Here is a 16,288-nt window from a genome sequence, read left to right on the forward strand (position 1 = left end):
GCTGAGTACCCTGGTGAGGTACGCGTAGACCTATGGAAGCGGAAGACATGGCCGAGCAGCACGACCACGAGCACGAGCACGACGTGGAGGGGGCGGCGCCCGAGGCGCCCGTGAAGGTGGTCGGAGCGGAGCCGGACCTGGCGAAGGGCACCGCGCGTCCGATCACCGTCTTCGGCAACCCCGTGCTGCACCGCGAGGTGAAGGACGTGACCGCGTTCGACGGCGAGCTGTCCGCGCTGATCGACGACATGTTCCAGTCCATGTACGCGGCGGAGGGCGTGGGCCTGGCGGCCAACCAGATCGGCGTCGACCTGAAGGTCTTCGTCTACGACTGCCCGGACGACGAGGGCGTGCGGCACATCGGGCACGTGGTCAACCCGGTGCTGGAGGAGTTCCCGAAGGACCGCCGGCGGGTCCTGGACGACGGCAACGAGGGCTGCCTGTCGGTGCCGACCGCCTACGCCGAGCTGCCGCGCCCGGACTACGCCGCGGTCACCGGCCAGGACAAGGACGGCAAGCCGATCCGGGTCGAGGGCACCGGCTTCTTCGCCCGCTGCCTGCAGCACGAGACCGACCACCTGTACGGCTTCCTCTACATCGACAAGCTGTCGAAGCGGGACCGCAAGGACGCGCTGCGGCAGATGGCCGAGGGCACGGCCCGCTACGCGACCGTCCCGAACGAGTAACGGCGGAGCGGACGTTGGCGAAGGCCGGTACGGGCAGGGCGCCCGCACCGGCCTTCGCGCCGGTCACGGGCTACGGCTGGACGAACAGCCACTCCGGGCCGTAGGTGAAGTGGGGGTTGGCGGGGAGCTTGACGGCGTTGATCTTCTGGGCGGTGCGGCGCAGATCACCCATCAGGCCGATGGCGGGGAAGATGTCCGCCGCGCTGGGGCTCCAAGCGTCCTCCAGGGCGAGCAGCATCTCGCTGTACTGCTGGTTGAAGGTGCGCAGGAGGTCCGCGGTGGTGGCGTCGGGTTCGTTGCCGGGGGAGTTGGCCCAGCCGCCCAGGGGGACCCGGCCGACCGGGGAGGTGTCCGGCAGCGGCACGTCGGGGCCGATGAAGTCGAACTTCCCGGTCTGCTCGTCGAGGACGAACTTCTTGCCGACGGCGATCTCCTTGAAGGCGTAGTAGTGGGCGAGTTCGCCCGGGGCGCCGGGGAAGGGGTTCTCCGGGGAGGCGGTGGTGCCCTCGCCCTGGGCCTGGATGACGTGGATGGCCTTCAGCACGTCGTCGATGGTGTTCATCGCGACGATGTCGTTGCCGGCGCCGTGCCCCGACCCGAGCGGGAAGGTCACCTGCCGCTGACCGGTGAGCAGGTGGGCGAACTTGGGGAAGACGTCGGCGATCCGCTGGTAGAAGGCGCCGATGGTGTTGCCGTCGACCGCGAAGCCGAGCGGGTGCTCCGGCTTCTCGATGGCGGCGAACAGCGCGGCGGAGTCCCGGGTCAGCCCGCTGAGGAACACCTCAAGACCGGGGTTGACGCCGCCGGGCAGCTCGCCGGGGAACTTCGGGACGGTGAGCGGGTCGGTGAGGACGACGGTGCCGCCGATGCTGGTGAGCATGTTGCAGACCAGGCCGAAGTGCGACATCTCGTCGAAGACGATCTCGCGGATGGTGTGCCGGACCGGCTTGCTGTTGTCCGGGTCGGTGATCGACCACAGCGCGGTGGCGTAGGGCGGGATGGTGGAGAGCTCCAGCATGATGGCGCGCTGGAGCGCGTCCTTGAGCTCCTGCTCCGTCCACTCCTCCTCGGCCATGTTCATGAGCTGGACGATCGCGTCGCTCGTGTAGTCCAGAACGTCTGTCACGGTGCGGCCCCTTTTCGTACGGTCGGTCGTGGCCGGACCGTAGTCGGGGACGGATCGTATGCGGACGCATGTCGACGGTGTGGCCCGGGAGTTCATCCGGACGGGCGGCGCGGGGCCCGGCCGCCCCCGCCCCCGCCCTCAGAGGATGCGGCCGAGGTGGATGACCACGATGGTCACCGTCTGCTCGGTGATCTCGTACAGGACGCGGTAACGGCCGATGTGGATGCGGCGGAGGTCCGGTGAGCCGTAGGGGGTCGAGCCGGTGGGCCGGGGGTCGTCGGCCAACAGGTCGACCGCGTCCATGACCTGGCGAAGGCCGTCGGCGTCGTCCTTGAGGAATCGGGCGGCCGCGTTGATCGCCGACTCGTCCCAAACGATCTGGTGGGTCACTCACGCTCCAGGCCGAGGATGGACCGGACGTCCTTGTGCGGCACTGTCACGGCGGTGCCGGCGGCCTGGCGGGCGCGGTAGCGGGCGACGGCGAGCTCGTCCTCAAGGTCGGCGAGTTCCTGTGGATTGATGAGTACGGCCGCCGGCTGGCCGTGGTCGGTGATGGTGATGCGTTCGCGACTGTGCGAGGCGCGGCGTACCAGAGTGCCGAATCTCGCTCGCGCCTCGGTGATGGGCAGAGTCTCATTCATGGCAGAACTGTACACTTCACGGCACTTTCGCGGCTGGGGTCGCTTTGAGTGACCGCCCGTCGAGCCGGGGTGTCCCCTCCTCGTCCCGCCCGGCGCGCGCCGGGCGGGACGAGGGAGTTCAGGGGGGGCTGGTGGTGGGTGGTTCAGGCGGCGGCCGCGTCGGGGGAGACGTGGCACCAGACGAACTTGCCGATGCCGCCGACGCGGGGGCAGCAGCCCCACTGGGAGGCGAGTTCGTGGACGAGGAGCAGTCCTCGGCCGGCCTCCTCGGAGCCCGAGGTGCCGCGAAGGGTGGGCTTCTCGCTGTCGGCGTCGTGGACCTCGATGCGGAGGAGGCTGTCGGCGATCCCGAAGCGGATCTGGATCAGACGCCCCCGGGCCGTACGGGCGTGCTGGACGGAGTTGGTGACCAGCTCGGAGAGCAGCAACTCGCCGGTGGGGAGCAGGTTTTCGCTGCGGGGGTGGTCGGCGAGGAAGCGGCGCAGCTCCCGGCGGGCCGCGCCGGGGGACTTCCGGTGCCGGGGGAGCCAGCAGGTGTGTTCGGCGGGGGAGGGGGGAGTGGCGGAGACGGATTCAGACATGGCGGGGCCACCTCCGAGGGGCGTGGGGTGAAGACGACTGAAGAAGGCATGGGAATGCCCGGAGTAGCGGAGCCATGATCACTTTGTGTCGCATGGCGAACTACGTTGAGTAGCATGCTCCTGATGGCTTCTACGGTGCAAGTCCCCACTTTGGAAGTGATCAAAGATTGTTGTCGGCTGATGGCGAGGGGCAGACTGGCAGATCACAGAAGTGAGGAGGTCGCGACGGTGCCCGTGAACCGGAATCCGACAGTTCGACAGCGACGACTGGCCCGAACGCTCAAGGAGCTGAGGGTGAAAGCGAATCTGACGATCGCCCACTCGGCCAGGCATCTTGCTTGCGCCGAGAGCAAGATCAGTCGGATCGAGGCCGCACAGTCGGGTATTCGACTGGTGGATCTGCGGCTGCTGCTCGACCTGTACGGAGTGCCAGACCCGGAGGCAAGGGACCGGCTGGAGATTCTGTCGCGTGAAGGTCGCCTGCGCGGATGGTGGGATCGCTACTCGGAGACCTTGTCGCCGCTGTATGCCGACTACATCGCTCTGGAGTCCGACGCATCGGACATGTACAGCATCCAAACGCTTCTGGTGCCTGGGATCTTGCAGACCGAGGAGTACACCAGGGCTGTCGTGCGGGCGCAGATAGAGGATGCGACGCCGGACCAGATCGATACTCTGACGAAGGTGCGTCAGGAGCGTCGCTCCGTCCTGGCAAGGGATGTGCCGATGCGGGTCTGGGCCGTGCTCTCGGAGTCCGCGCTCAGGCATCAGGTCGGTGGCTCGTCGGTGATGCGCGAACAGCTTCGATCGCTCGCGAGTTCCGCCGAGAGCCCGAACATCAACGTTCAGATTCTGCCGGAGGCATCGGAGATCCACGCCGCACTCTTCGGGCCGGTCACCATTCTCAGCTTTCCGGAGGTGGCCGAGACGGACGTGGTGTACGTCGACAGCCTCCTCAGCACTCTGTACATCGAGGAGCCGGACGAGGTCTTCAAGTACGCGAACCTGTTCCGTCGCGCCCTGGCGGAGTCGCTGCCCCGCAACGAATCGATCGCGCTCATCGAGCGCATCGCGAGTGAGAAGGTCTAGATCGTGAGCGAGTTCTTGCCAGAAGGTGTCACGGGACTTGAGTGGTGCAAGTCTTCGTTCTCGGGAGCGCAGAGCGAGTGCGTCGAAGTGGCTGTCGGTTTGCCGGGCGCCGTACCGGTCCGGGACTCCAAGGACCCCGACGGGCCGGCCCTGGTCTTCCCGGCCGAGGCGTGGTCGTCCTTCGTCTCCGGGATCAAGGGCGGGGAGTTTCCGACCGGCTGACACGACAGAGGTGCCCCGCACGGGCTGTGGCCGTGCGGGGCACCTCTGTCGTTCTTCTTCTACTTGGACTAGAAGTCGTCGTCGAAGGCGACCGAGCCCTCGACCGCGACCTGGTACGCCGACACACGGCGCTCGAAGAAGTTGGTCAGCTCCTGGACGTTCTGGAGCTCCATGAAGCCGAACGGGTTGGTCGAGCCGTACCGGATCGGCATGCCGAGGCGAGCGAGCCGCTGGTCGGCCACGGCCTCCAGGTACTCGCGCATCGAGGCGGTGTTCATGCCGGGCAGGCCCTCACCGCAGAGGTCCTGGGCGAACTGGAGCTCGGCCTCGACGGCCTCCTCCAGCATCTCCGTCACCTGCTGGGCCATCTTGTCGTCGAAGAGGTCGGGCTCCTCCTCGCGCACGGTGTCGACCACCGACATCGCGAAGTCCATGTGCATGGACTCGTCGCGGAACACCCAGTTCGTCCCCGTCGCCAGGCCGTGCAGCAGACCCCGGCTCCGGAACCAGTACACGTAGGCGAACGCGCCGTAGAAGAACAGCCCCTCGACGCACGCCGCGAAGCAGATCAGGTTCAGCAGGAACGCCCGCCGGTCATCCTTGGTCTGCAGCGAGTCGAGGTGGTCGACCGCGTTCATGTACTTGAAGCAGAACTTCGCCTTCTGGGCGATGGAGGGGATGTTCTCCACCGCGTCGAAGGCCGCCGCGCGGTCCTCCGGGTCCGGAAGGTAGGTGTCGAGCAGCGTCAGGTAGAACTGGACGTGCACGGCCTCCTCGAACAGCTGACGGCTCAGGTAGAGCCGCGCCTCCGGGGAGTTGATGTGCTTGTAGAGGCTCAGCACCACGTTGTTGGAGACGATCGAGTCACCGGTCGCGAAGAACGCGACCAGCCGGCCGATCATGTGCCGCTCGCCCTCACTCAGCTTCGCCAGGTCGGCGACGTCCGAGTGCAGGTCCACCTCCTCCACCGTCCAGGTGTTCTTGATGGCGTCGCGGTACCGGTCGTAGAACGACGGGTAGCGCATCGGGCGCAGCGTCAGCTCGAAGCCGGGGTCGAGCAGCATCTTGCGGTCGTCGGTGCTCATTACTGGCAGGCCTCGCAGGACTCGGGGTTCTCCAGGGAGCAGGCCAGCGCGGCCTCCTCCTCCGGGGTGAGGGTCGGGGACGCCACGGGCACGGGCGCGGCGGCGCGGGCGGTGCCGGAGGCGGCCTGGGCGATCCGGGTGGCCGGGCGCGAACGCAGGTAGTAGGTGGTCTTCAGACCGACCTTCCAGGCGTAGGCGTACATCGAGCTGAGCTTGCCGATGGTCGGCGCGGCCATGAAGAGGTTCAGCGACTGGCTCTGGTCGATGTAGGGCATGCGGGCGGCGGCCAGGTCGATCAGCGCGCGCTGCGGCAGCTCCCAGGCGGTGCGGTACAGCGAGCGGACCTCGGCGGGCAGCCAGCCGAGCTCCTGGACGGAGCCGTTGGCGTCGCGCAGCGCGTCGCGGGTCTGCTGGTCCCAGACGCCGAGCTCCTTGAGCTCGCGCACCAGGTAGGGGTTGACCTGGAGGAACTCGCCGGAGAGGGTCTCGCGCTTGAACAGGTTGGAGACCTGCGGCTCGATGCACTCGTAGACGCCGGCGATCGAGGCGATGGTCGCGGTCGGGGCGATCGCGAGCAGCAGCGAGTTGCGCAGGCCGGTGGTGGCGACGCGGGCGCGCAGCGCCTCCCAGCGGTCGGCCCACTCGGGCGCGGCGGTCGGGCCGTGCTTGCCTTCCAAGAAATGATCGATGTGCAGCTCGCCGCGGGCGGCGCGGGTCTCGTCGTACGCCTCGTGGCGGCCGAGCTGCTCGGCGAGGTCGGCGGAGCGCTCGTAGGCGGTGAGCATGATGCGCTCGGAGATGAGCGTGGAGAGGGTCTTGGCCTCGGCGGAGTCGAAGTCGATCCGCAGCTGGAAGAAGACGTCCTGCAGGCCCATCACGCCGAGGCCGACGGGGCGCCAGCGGGAGTTGGAGGCGCCGGCCTCGGGGGTCGGGTAGAAGTTGATGTCCACCACGCGGTCGAGGAAGGTGACGGCGGTGCGGACGGTGGCGTCCAGGCGCTCCCAGTCCATCGCGTTCAGCAGGTCGGCGGCGGTGGCACCGGCGGCGACGTGGGCGCCGAGGTTGACCGAGCCGAGGTTGCAGACGGCGGTCTCCGAGTCGTCGGTGACCTCCAGGATCTCGGTGCAGAGGTTGGAGCTGTGCACCGTGCGGCCCGGCAGCGCGGTCTGGTTGGCGGCGCGGTTGGAGGCGTCCTTGAAGGTCATCCAGCCGTTGCCGGTCTGCGCGAGGGTGCGCATCATCCGGGCGTAGAGGGTCTGCGCGGGGATGGTGCGGACGGCCTTGCCGGCCAGCTCGGCCTTCAGGTAGGCCTCGTCGAACTCGGCGCCCCAGAGGTCGACCAGCTCGGGGACGTCGGCGGGGGAGAACAGCGACCAGTCCGCGTTGGCGTTGACCCGGCGCATGAACTCGTCCGGGATCCAGTGCGCCAGGTTGAGGTTGTGCGTCCGGCGCGCCTCCTCACCGGTGTTGTCGCGCAGCTCCAGGAACTCCTCGATGTCCGCGTGCCAGGTCTCCAGGTAGACGCAGGCCGCGCCCTTGCGCCGGCCGCCCTGGTTGACGGCGGCGACCGAGGAGTCGAGGGTGCGCAGGAACGGCACGATGCCGTTGGACTTGCCGTTGGTGCCGCGGATCAGCGAGCCGCGGGAGCGGATCCGGGAGTAGGACAGGCCGATGCCGCCGGCGTGCTTGGACAGCCGGGCGATCTGCGCGTAGCGGGAGTAGATCGAGTCCAGGTTGTCCAGCGGGGAGTCCAGCAGGTAGCAGCTGGACATCTGCGGGTGCCGGGTACCGGAGTTGAAGAGGGTCGGCGAGGAGGTCAGGTACTCCAGCCGGCTCATCAGGCGGTACAGCTCGGCGACCTCGGTGACCGACTGCTCGGTGTCGCCGACCGCCAGGCCACAGGCGACGCGGAGCAGGAAGTGCTGCGGGGTCTCGACGACCTTGCGGGTGATCGGGTGGCGCAGCAGGTAGCGGCTCTGGACGGTGCGCAGGCCGAAGTACTCGAAGCGGTCGTCGCCGTTCGCGTCGACCAGCGCGTCCAGGGCGGCGGTGTGCTTGGCGACGAAGGCGGCGGTGGTGTCGCCGATGAGGCCCTCGGCGTGGCCGACCGCGATCGAGGTGGAGAACGAGACCGCGCCCTGGCTCGACGCCTCGTCGACGATCTCCAGCGCGAGCAGCCGGGCCGCGAGCTTCGAGTACTGCGGGTCCTCGGCGATCATCGACGCGGCGGCGTCGACGGCCAGCCCGCGCAGCTCGGCGAAGTCCGAGCCGGCGTGCCGGCCGCGGAGCGCGGCGGCGGCGACGTGGCCGGGGTCCACCTGGGGGAGGTCGGCGCTGCGATCGGTGAGAAGGCGCAGGAGCGCGCCGCCGGGGTCGGAGACCGTCGGGTCGGCGGGGGCGGAGCTGGAACCCTGGGCGGGCAGGGCGACTGAGGCAGCGGTGGTCAAGGCGCTCTCTCCTGGCGGCGATCGGCGGTGGAACGGGGGCCGGGCCGATTGGGCAGGGGAGTACGCCGCGCGGGCCCGTGGGTGTCGCGCGCGTGTCGTCCCCGGCCCGCCCGCGAGGCCCGGAAGGTGGTGCTGGTGCGCATGGCCTCTGCGGGGAGGAGCCGGCACGCCGTCAGCAGGTCATCGGACTCGCGGACTCCCGGGGGGAGGCGCCGCACACCGCTGCGGGGCAGTCCCGGAATCGCACCGGGTTCCCCTGCTTCGACAGCAGGAGTGAGCATACATCTAGTGGCGCTCGTCCGACGAAGCCCCACATGTAGTGTCGCGAGGCTGCGTGTCGCGGGTCGGGTGCGATAAGCTGCGGGGGCTTTCGGAGCCCGTCAGACCGGTGCGTGCCACTCCTGCGCGGGCTTGGCGGCGCACAGCCGCATCCGCACCTGGGAGCCCGTACCGGTGCCCGTGGGGCCGGTCGCCGGGTTCTCCACGCACTTCCCGCTGTCCTCGTTGAGCAGCTGCCCCGCGTCGGTGGCGCGCCAGCGCTGGTCGGGTCGGCGGGTGCAGCCGGTCAGCACCGGGAAGCCGATGTCCGGGTCCTCCAGACAGCGTCCGCCCTGGCCGACGGAGCCGTCCTCGCCCATCGTCCAGGTCTGCGCCGGGGAGCCGTCGCAGGTGGCGGCGCCGACTGCGGCCGGGTCGCCGGCCACCCGGCTGTCCAGGCAGTAGCCGGGCACCGCGGAGGTGATCGCGCCGCTGGGGCGGCCCGCGGCGACCTCGAAGGAGAACGCGTCGGTGGTGAGGCCCGCGCCGCCCTCCCAGATCTCGAAGCCGGCCTGGACGGCGCACAGGAACGAGCCGGCCGGGACGTAGCCGCGCTGGACCGCGTCGCGGGTGAAGGCCCGCAGGTCGAGCCCGGTGACGACGTTGGTGGCGGAGGCCGCCTCGTAGGTGAGCAGGGTGTGGCTGCTCTTCTTCGGCGCCTCGTACACCCGGTAGGCCTGGCCGCCGCTGCGCAGTTCCCCGGCCTGCTTGCCGAACGGCGAGGTGCCGTTGCCGCGCAGCCAGATCATCACCTCGGCGCTCTCGGTGAAGGAGCAGCTGCCCCGGGTGGTGCTGTACCAGAGGTCGTAGGAGGCGTTCCAGACGCCGCCGTCGACCTGGGTGGTGCGCCAGGTGCTGGTGGCGTACCGCAGGTTGTCGACGGCGATGGGCAGCGGGCTGACGCCGTCGCCGCCGACCGGGGTGCTGATGTGCGGGTACGCGCCGGGGCCGCGGACCGGGTCGGCGATGTTGCCGCGGGCGACGGCGCTGCGGGTGACCGCGAAGGAGGCGCTGTCGGCGCCGCCGCGGATGCACAGGCCGCCGGTGGCGTTCCACTCGTTGGGGTTGATGATGTAGCGCCCGGAGTCCACCGGCTGCGAGGGGTAGCGGTTCTGTGCGGTGGAGCACAGCTCGCCGGGTTCGGCCGTGGTCAGGGGCGGCGGGGGCGGCGGGGCGACCGCGGCGGTCGAGGGGGCGCTCTCGCGCGGGATCAGCACGGCGCACAGGCAGAGCACCAGGAGGGCGGTGGGGGCGATCCACCACCAGGCGCGCGGCCGGGGGCGCCCGGCTCCGGGCAGGAACGGGCGGACCATGGTCTTCGCCTCCCAACGGGGGGTACTGGTGTTCGGTGTGCGGGGCGGCCGGTGCTCCCGGCGGCCTCCCGCGGGCGCGTGGCCCGCGGTCGGTCGAGGCTATCCGTCGGCCGGCGGCGGAGTGCTCCTGGGCTTGGTGGCGGTCGGCTTCTTCGCCGTGGCGGCCGAGCCGGACGGCTTGGCGCCGGTGGAGCCGGACGGCTTCGCGTTCGGCGAGGGCGAGGCCGACGGCGAGGGCCCGGCGGACGGCTGGGCGGGCGGCGCGGGCGGCGGCGCCGTCCGGAGCGGCTGCGAGCGGACGGTCCACTGCCCGGAGTACCGGGGCGCGGCGACACCGGCGGCGTACGCCGCACTGGCCGGCCCGGAGGAACTGACCCGCCAGTCGACCTCCTTGACCGCCTCGTACCAGATCAGGCCGATGATGTCGGGGTGCTGGGGGAGCTGGGTGAACATCTCGCTGATCCAGCGGGCCTTCTGGCCCGAGCTGTCGGTGGCGGCCGTCTCGGTGATGACCACGGGCTTCTGGCTGAAGCCCCGCAGCTTCTTCAGCGTCGGGTCGAAGATCTGGTCGAACGAGAGGTACTTCTCCAGGCCGACGGTGCCGTAGTAGCCGGACAGGCCGATCCAGTCGACGTAGTCGTCACCGGGGTAGAGCGAGTCCAGCGGGGTGGCGTTCTCGTAGTCGACGTTCGGGCTCCACACCCAGACCACCTTGTCGGCGCCGGCCTGCCGGAAGAGGTCGTGGACGTGCTTCCAGGCCTGGACGTACTGGCCGCGGCGGTTGCCGTTGGCCTGCTCGGCCCACGGGTACCAGTAGCCGTTCATCTCGTGGGCGAAGCGCAGGGCGATCGGGTAGCCGAGGCTCTTGACGCCCTCCGCCCACTGCTTGATGTAGCCGTCGAAATCGCCGCCGATGATGCGGCTCAGCGCGTACTCGGGCTGCTCGCCGCGGAGCTTGTCGACCTTGGACTCCTTGCGGAAGTCCCAGGGCTCCCAGGCGACCATCGGCATGATGCCGCGTTCGGCCACGGTGTCGAAGACCCGGCGGTCGAAGCGCTTGTCCCACCAGCCGACGGAGAACTCCAGCACGCTCGGCTGGTGCTTCACGGCGGTGGCGAACTCGTCGACCGGGTCGAGGTCGTAGGGGCCGGCCTTGGTCATGACGCCCATGAACGCGCCGCCGGGTGCCGGGAACGGCGCCGGGGCCGGCTCGGCGGGGGGCGCGGGAGCCTCGGCGTTCGCCGGGGTGGTGGCGGGCGTACCCGACGGCGTGCCGGGGGCGGCGGACGTGGCCGGGGCCGGTGAGGCCAGCGCGGCGACCAGCCAGTCCGGCATCGCGGTCGGCGCGGAGCCGGCGAAGGCGTACGGGGCGGGCGCGTGGCGGGCGTTGTACTTCGGCGCCAGCACGAAGGCGTAGCTGGCCAGCAGCGCGAGCGCCAGCAGGCCGATGATCCGGGGCACGGTGATCCGCAGCATCAGCGGCCGCCCTTCCGGCTGCCGCCGGCGGGGGCCGGCTCCAGCAGCTCCGCCAGTTCCCGCTCGGGGGCCTTCCTGGCACCCCTCGCGGCTGTTCCGTCCGGCCGGGTGCCGTCCGTCTCGTACGCCTCGTCCGTCCGGTACGCCTCGGCCTCGTACGCCTCGTACGCCTCGCCCGCGTCCTCCGCCTCCGCGTGGCGCTGGGCGGGCAGCTCGGCGGCGGCCCGCCGTTCGGCCCGGGCGATCCGGCGCGCGCTGACGAAGGAGATGACCGGCGGCGCGATGCCGGTGAACATGCTGACGCCGGCCCAGAACCGGAGCAGCCAGATGCCGTGGTGCAGGGTGAAGCTCGCGGCCAGCAGCCCGGCCGCGACGGCGGCCCAGAGCAGGTGCAGCCGGAAGGTCGAGAGCCGCTCGGCGCTGCGCAGGTCGCCCTTGGCGGTCACCGCGTAGGCCAGCGGGCGGCGCAGGATCGCGGCGATCGCGGCGGCGACGTACACCGGCCCGGCGAACAGGGCGAGGCCCATGCCGGCCATGCCGATCTCGCGCCGCTCGTGGGCGGCCAGGTTGAAGCGCCGCAGCCAGAGCCAGAGCAGGAACCAGCTGCCCATGCTGGCGCCCCACAGCGAGGTCCAGAGCACGGTGTCGAGCTGGATCGAGGTGATCCCGCAGGCCAGGTAGACGGCGGTGGCGAGGCTGCCCAGCACGGTGGTCGCGGCCACGCTCGGGTAGTAGAACTGGACCAGCCCGTACAGCACCCGCTGGCGCAGCCGCAGCTGGATGCCCTTGCGCAGCCGGGTCTTGAGCAGGATCTCCCAGATGCCGAACGCCCAGCGCTTCTGCTGGTTGAAGTAGTCGGTCCAGGAGGTCGGGCCCTCGCCGACGGCAAGCACGTCGGGGGTGTAGACGCCCTTCCAGCGGCGGCCGGTGGCCGGGTTCTCGGTGGCCTGCACCCGCATGCTGGTGAGGTGGTCCTCGATGATCGAGTCCTGGTAGCCGCCGATCTGCTGCCAGGCGGCGGGCCGGTACAGGTGGTTGGTGCCGATCAGCAGCGGGGCGTCCATGCCGTTGCCACCGCGCTCGACCAGGCCGGAGAAGAGGTACTGCTGCACGGAGGCGCCGTGCGCGACCCAGTTCTCGTACATGTTGCCGTACACCTGGGGGGCGACGACGAAGGCGGTGTCGGGGTCGCGGAAGTAGCCGAGGGTGCGCTCCAGGAAGCACGCCAGGGGGACGTGGTCCGGGTCCATCTGGGCCACCACGTCGTACTTGTGCTCGTGCTCGGCCCGCCAGGAGTTGTGGTTGCCGGACTTCGTCTTCGCCCGGAACTCGCCCTCGGCCTGGTTGTACTCGGGGCGGCCCTTGCGGCTGAAGTGGTGCACCCCGAGGCGGGCGGCCATCGCCTTGACCCGGTCGTCGTCGCCCTCGTCGAGGATCCAGACGTCGACCTCGCCGTCGTACTCGATCTCCAGCATGGCCGAGAGGGTCTGCTCGACGATGTCGAGCGGCTCCTTGGCCGGGACGATCGTGGTGAGCACCGCGATCTTGAGGCCGGGCTGCGCGGTGACCGGTATCGGGTCCTTGGCGCGGAACGCGAACACCCAGACCGCGAGGTTCTGGACGAGCCGCACCACCTCGACGGTCACCACGGCGCAGAAGCAGACCCGGGCGACGTTGACCCGCCAGTCGGCGGACCAGCCGACGCCCGGCCCGGGTATGTGCGAGGGCAGCATCAGCCAGCCGACGAACACCAGGCCGGCCACCGCGTTGAGGGCGACCAGCAGGGTCAGCACGAACTTGACGCCGGGGGAGGAGACGGTGCGGAAGCGCACCGTGTCGACGCCCTCGCCGTCCTGCAGCGGGCCGGAGGTCTCGGCGCAGGCCAGGTAGTTGCGCCGGGCCGAGGCGTTGCGGGACTGGGCGCGGGTGAGGCGCCGCTCGTGCGGGGCCTCGGGGAGGAGACGGCTGTGGCGTCCTCGTCCGCGCCGGCCGCCGGTGTGCGTCGTCCGTTCGTCGGTGGCGTCCACCAGGCCAATCCCCCGTTGTGCGCCGTCCCGTCGTTCCCGGTCCGGCTGTTGTCGTCCTCGTTGTGGCCCTGATCTCCGGCGTCCCGCCAGGTGCGGCGGGCGCGGTGGCCGCTAGTGAGCATAAGGGCACCCCCCGGTGAGGGGTCACCGGGGGGCGGGGGCAACGTCCGGACCCGGTTGGTCCGGACGTCTCCGGATGTCTCCGGATCAGGGAGTGATCTTGACCGAGTTGGCGATCTGGTCCATCAGGGCCAGCGGCGGGGCCTCGGTGGCCTGGTCCAGGCAGATCTGCAGCACGGGCACGGTGGTGGCGCCGGCCGCCGGGGTCACCTCTAGGACGCCGCAGTAGGCGTCGGGGGTCGAGGAGCCGCTGGACATCGGCACGTGCCAGAGCGCCAGGTAGCCGTCCAGGCCCTGGATCTTGACGGCGGACTGCTTCATCGGCTCGGGCGGCGTGGGCGCGTCGGAGCCGAAGCGGGTGTTGTACAGCAGCTGGCCCATGCCGAGGACCATGGACTTCGGGTCGGCCCAGCCGCCGTTGAGGACCCGGAGGTTCTGGACCACCAGACCGCGGGTGCAGGCGCCGCTGCCGTGGCCGACGCAGGCGTACGGGGAGACCGCGTAGCGCACGTCGGTCGGGTTCTTGGCGTCGCTCTGGACCTGCCAGTCGGCCGGCAGCAGGAAGTTCATCTTCGAGTCCTGGCCGGTCACCGGCTTCCCGCCGGGGTACTGCTGGCCGCCGGTCAGGGCGGTGCCCATGAAGCCGTTGGGGCTCTTCGGGTCGGCGGTGGCCGCCGGGGCGGTGCTGCCGCCCGCCTTCGGGGTGGTGGTCTTGTCGGCGGTGCGGTGGCCGACGACGTAGCCGGCGCCGGCCATGACCACGGAGAGGACGACCGCGCCGACGCCGAGCAGGACCTTGCGGCGGGTGGTGTTGGGCTCGACGGTCTCGAAGACGACCGAGGTCGGCGTGAACGGCTTCGGCGCGGCCGGGGCTGCCGGGGCGGCGGTCGCGGCGGGCGCGATCACCGTCGGCGTCGCGGCGACCGAGGGGGCGGGGCCGAAGGCGCCGGGCGCGCCCTGGCCCGGGACCGCCCCGCTCGTCCCGGATGTCACCGTCGCGCCGTCGGCCGCGGACTTCGGCCGGGTGCGGCCGCTCCAGGTGGAGCCGTCCCACCAACGCTCCGTATTGGGCTGGCCGGAAGGGTCGTCGTACCAGCCAGCCGGCGTGTTCCCCGTCGTCATGCGGCGGATCCTAGCAGCAGGCTAAATGCGATCGTCATATCCGATGCCGGATCGTCGCCTTGGGGCCGGAGCCCTTCTCCGTGCAGGCCGGAGAGCCGCTCAGAACGCCATGCGGTAGACCATCAGATCGATGCCCGGGACGGGCGACCAGTCCCGCTCCGGGGCGCGCTCGAAGCCGACCCGCTCGTAGATCCGGTGGGCGGCCCGCATCTCCTGCTGGGTGGAGAACGCCATGCCGGCCAGCCCGAGTTCGCGGCTGCGGGCGAGCGCGGCGCGGACCAGGGCCTCGCCGACGCCGCGCCCGCGGGCCGCCGCGGCGGTGGCGAGCATCCGGATCTCGCCCTCCTCGGGGGTGGCGATGTCCGCCCAGGTGGTGCCGCCGACCGCGAAGGTCACGCAGCCGAGGACGGCGCCGGCGGCCGAGTCGACCGCGACCAGGAGTTCGGCCTCGGCGGCCCGGCGGGCCGCGTCGCGCAGCCGGTGGACGTAGTCGCTGTCGGAGGCGGTGTAGCCGTCGCCGACGAAGGCCTCGACGGTTATGCGGCCGGCTTCCTCGTACTCCTCGGGACGGGCCGGGCGGATGACGATGTCCATCCGGCCAGTGTGCCGGAATCCCCGGGGAGGACGGTGAGCGGGGTGCGGGCGCCGTCGGCAGGAGTGCTGGTGGGAGCGGTGGCGGTGGCGGTGGCGGGATCGGCGGACGGGCGGAGCGAGGCGGCGGGCAGGGTGCCGTGCAGCCGGTCCGGCAGGGCGGGGTCGACGGGGTAGCCGCCCGGACGGTGCCAGTTGTCGCGACCGGTGGCCTGCTGCGCCGCCACCTCGCGTCCGACCAGGGCGCCGAGCAGGCCGAACCCGCCGACCGTTCCGAGCAGGGCGAGCGCGCTGGCGAGTGTGTCGGAATCCATGGGTCCACTCTCCCGGCGGCCACGGCCGGGGACGAGTGGCAGGAATGCCCGAATGCATCGAAAAACTGCCACCGCTCGGGCTACCCTGTCGGCATGCTCAAGAACGTGGTCGCGGTCGTCATGGAGGAGATCCACCCCTTCGAACTCGGGGTGGCCTGCGAGGTGTTCGGCCTGGACCGGTCCGACGACGGGCTGCCCACCTACGACTTCGCGATCGCCGGCCCGCGCCCCGGGCCGCACCGCACGCACGCCGGCTTCACCATCGACGTCCCGCACGGCCCCGAACGGCTCGCCACCGCCGACCTGGTGGTGGTCACCGCGACCACCGTCAGCCGGCAGTACCCGGAGCCGCTGATGGAGAGTCTGCGCGCCGTGTACGAGCGCGGCGCCCGGGTGCTGTCCATCTGCAGCGGCGCCTTCGTGCTCGGCGCCGCCGGCCTGCTGGACGGCCGCCGCTCCACCACGCACTGGCGCTACAGCGCGGAACTGGCCGCCCGCTACCCGCTGACCACGGTCGAGCCGGACGTCCTGTACGTGGACGAGGACCCGGTGATCACCTCGGCCGGTACGGCGGCCGGCATCGACGCCTGCCTGCACCTGGTCCGCAAGCTGCAGGGCGCCGAGGTGGCCCGGGGCATCGCCCGCCGGATGGTGGTGGCACCGCACCGGGAGGGCGGGCAGGCCCAGTTCGTGTACCGGCCGCTGCCGGAGCACGACGGGGACTCGCTGGCCCCGCTGCTCGACTGGATGCGCCACCACCTGGACGAGGAGTCGACCGTCGAGCAGTTGGCCGCCCGGGTGCACATGTCGCCGCGCACCTTCGCCCGGCGCTTCCACCAGGAGACCGGCACCACCCCGCACCGCTGGCTGATCGGGCAGCGGCTGCTGCTCGCCCAGCGGCTGCTGGAGTCGACCGCCGAGCCGGTGGACGCCATCGCCGCCCGCTGCGGCTTCGGCAGCGCGGCGACCCTGCGGCACCACTTCGGCCGCCGGCTGGGCACCACGCCGCTGGCCTACCGGCGCTGCTTCGCCGAACCGGCGGCCAAGGTGGCCGGCCGGGTCTGAACGCCCGGCCCGGGGCCTCCGACCCGGGGCCTCCGACCCGGGGCCTCCGACCCGGGGCCTCCGAC

16 protein-coding genes and 1 riboswitch are annotated in these 16,288 nt (G+C 71.1%); of the genes, 4 read left to right on the top strand and 12 right to left on the bottom strand.

Features of this window, described 5'->3' with window-relative positions:
- Positions 1-47 precede the first annotated feature (47 nt).
- Positions 48-686, top strand: a complete 639-nt coding sequence (gene def, locus ACFP3U_RS05775) for a peptide deformylase (protein ID WP_380224100.1) — start codon at positions 48-50, stop codon at positions 684-686.
- A gap of 70 nt (positions 687-756) precedes the next feature.
- Here the strand turns inward: def and ACFP3U_RS05780 are convergent, their stop codons facing one another.
- The 4 genes from ACFP3U_RS05780 to ACFP3U_RS05795 all read right to left on the bottom strand — a co-directional run bounded on the left by ACFP3U_RS05780 (position 757) and on the right by ACFP3U_RS05795 (position 3,034).
- The gene (locus ACFP3U_RS05780) at positions 757-1,812 is read right to left on the bottom strand and encodes a ferritin-like domain-containing protein (RefSeq protein ID WP_380224102.1); all 1,056 of its coding nucleotides are present in this window, start codon (positions 1,810-1,812) and stop codon (positions 757-759) included.
- A 138-nt stretch (positions 1,813-1,950) separates the two neighbouring features.
- The gene (locus tag ACFP3U_RS05785) at positions 1,951-2,202 is read right to left on the bottom strand and encodes a type II toxin-antitoxin system RelE family toxin (RefSeq protein WP_380224103.1); all 252 of its coding nucleotides are present in this window, start codon (positions 2,200-2,202) and stop codon (positions 1,951-1,953) included.
- Positions 2,199-2,453: a type II toxin-antitoxin system Phd/YefM family antitoxin gene (locus ACFP3U_RS05790; RefSeq protein WP_380224104.1), complete on the bottom strand. Its 255-nt coding sequence runs from the start codon at positions 2,451-2,453 to the stop codon at positions 2,199-2,201. Before ACFP3U_RS05790 ends, ACFP3U_RS05785 begins: the two co-directional genes overlap by 4 nt.
- Positions 2,454-2,596: 143 nt before the next feature.
- Positions 2,597-3,034, bottom strand: coding sequence for an ATP-binding protein (locus ACFP3U_RS05795; protein ID WP_380224105.1), 438 nt, complete (start codon positions 3,032-3,034; stop codon positions 2,597-2,599).
- 180 nt (positions 3,035-3,214) lie between these two features.
- On the opposite strand from ACFP3U_RS05795, the gene ACFP3U_RS05800 reads away from it, so the two are divergent.
- Both ACFP3U_RS05800 and ACFP3U_RS05805 read left to right on the top strand, forming a co-directional pair.
- A complete protein-coding gene (locus ACFP3U_RS05800) occupies positions 3,215-4,123 on the top strand; it encodes a DUF5753 domain-containing protein (protein ID WP_380224159.1) in 909 nt (302 codons plus the stop codon).
- A 3-nt stretch (positions 4,124-4,126) separates the two neighbouring features.
- Positions 4,127-4,345, top strand: coding sequence for a DUF397 domain-containing protein (locus tag ACFP3U_RS05805; RefSeq protein WP_380224106.1), 219 nt, complete (start codon positions 4,127-4,129; stop codon positions 4,343-4,345).
- Positions 4,346-4,413: 68 nt separating this feature from the next.
- Here ACFP3U_RS05805 and ACFP3U_RS05810 read toward each other — a convergent pair whose 3' ends face one another.
- The 8 genes from ACFP3U_RS05810 to ACFP3U_RS05845 all read right to left on the bottom strand — a co-directional run bounded on the left by ACFP3U_RS05810 (position 4,414) and on the right by ACFP3U_RS05845 (position 15,158).
- Positions 4,414-5,430 carry a ribonucleotide-diphosphate reductase subunit beta gene (locus tag ACFP3U_RS05810; RefSeq protein WP_380224107.1) on the bottom strand — a complete coding sequence of 339 codons (1,017 nt, stop codon included), beginning with the start codon at positions 5,428-5,430 and terminating at the stop codon, positions 4,414-4,416.
- Positions 5,430-7,853, bottom strand: a complete 2,424-nt coding sequence (locus tag ACFP3U_RS05815; protein WP_380224160.1) for a ribonucleoside-diphosphate reductase subunit alpha — start codon at positions 7,851-7,853, stop codon at positions 5,430-5,432. Before ACFP3U_RS05815 ends, ACFP3U_RS05810 begins: the two co-directional genes overlap by 1 nt.
- 181 nt (positions 7,854-8,034) lie before the next feature.
- Positions 8,035-8,162: riboswitch (cobalamin riboswitch) on the bottom strand.
- Between the two features lie 95 nt (positions 8,163-8,257).
- The gene (locus ACFP3U_RS05820; protein WP_380224108.1) at positions 8,258-9,508 is read right to left on the bottom strand and encodes a GH12 family glycosyl hydrolase domain-containing protein; all 1,251 of its coding nucleotides are present in this window, start codon (positions 9,506-9,508) and stop codon (positions 8,258-8,260) included.
- 99 nt (positions 9,509-9,607) lie between these two features.
- Complete coding sequence (locus tag ACFP3U_RS05825; protein WP_380224109.1) at positions 9,608-10,984, bottom strand: glycoside hydrolase family 26 protein; 1,377 nt, start codon at positions 10,982-10,984, stop codon at positions 9,608-9,610.
- A complete protein-coding gene (locus ACFP3U_RS05830; RefSeq protein WP_380224110.1) occupies positions 10,984-13,011 on the bottom strand; it encodes a glycosyltransferase family 2 protein in 2,028 nt (675 codons plus the stop codon). The genes ACFP3U_RS05825 and ACFP3U_RS05830 overlap by 1 nt, the downstream gene beginning before the upstream one ends.
- 207 nt (positions 13,012-13,218) lie before the next feature.
- Positions 13,219-14,253 (bottom strand): DUF2510 domain-containing protein, encoded by a 1,035-nt coding sequence (locus ACFP3U_RS05835; RefSeq protein ID WP_380224111.1) that lies wholly within the window; start codon positions 14,251-14,253, stop codon positions 13,219-13,221.
- Positions 14,254-14,352: 99 nt separating this feature from the next.
- On the bottom strand, positions 14,353-14,847 hold the full coding sequence (locus ACFP3U_RS05840) for a GNAT family N-acetyltransferase (protein WP_380224112.1): 495 nt from the start codon (positions 14,845-14,847) through the stop codon (positions 14,353-14,355).
- On the bottom strand, positions 14,790-15,158 hold the full coding sequence (locus ACFP3U_RS05845) for a hypothetical protein (protein ID WP_380224113.1): 369 nt from the start codon (positions 15,156-15,158) through the stop codon (positions 14,790-14,792). The genes ACFP3U_RS05840 and ACFP3U_RS05845 overlap by 58 nt, the downstream gene beginning before the upstream one ends.
- Positions 15,159-15,251: 93 nt before the next feature.
- Here ACFP3U_RS05845 and ACFP3U_RS05850 point away from each other — a divergent pair, with 93 nt between their 5' ends.
- The gene (locus tag ACFP3U_RS05850; RefSeq protein WP_380224114.1) at positions 15,252-16,223 is read left to right on the top strand and encodes a helix-turn-helix domain-containing protein; all 972 of its coding nucleotides are present in this window, start codon (positions 15,252-15,254) and stop codon (positions 16,221-16,223) included.
- Positions 16,224-16,288: the final 65 nt, after the last annotated feature.

The sequence above is a fragment of the Kitasatospora misakiensis genome (assembly GCF_042656005.1).
GTDB lineage: Bacteria > Actinomycetota > Actinomycetes > Streptomycetales > Streptomycetaceae > Kitasatospora > Kitasatospora misakiensis.